This is a genomic window from Pseudaeromonas sp. HNCC25DJ182, assembly GCF_055413365.1.
Map to the genome: position 1 here is coordinate 1 of NZ_JBVAYG010000044.1, position 202 is coordinate 202.

Annotated in this window: 2 tRNA genes; both read right to left on the reverse strand. The window is 48.5% G+C overall.

The annotated features are described in order from the left end of the window. Positions 1-37 precede the first annotated feature (37 nt). Positions 38-113, reverse strand: a tRNA-Lys gene (locus ACZYUB_RS16680). 10 nt (positions 114-123) lie between these two features. After that, positions 124-199, reverse strand: a tRNA-Val gene (locus ACZYUB_RS16685). Positions 200-202 lie beyond the last annotated feature (3 nt).

The following is a 202-nucleotide window of genomic DNA, read 5'->3' on the forward strand; positions in this document are numbered from 1 at the left end:
TTCCAACAACACCGTTGTTTTTACAACACGACTAAATTGGTGGGTTGTGAAGGGCTCGAACCTTCGACCAATTGATTAAGAGTCAACTGCTCTACCAACTGAGCTAACAACCCGTTTAAAACTTGGTGGTCGCTATTGGGATCGAACCAATGACCCCCTCCTTGTAAGGGAGGTGCTCTCCCAGCTGAGCTAAGCGACCTGG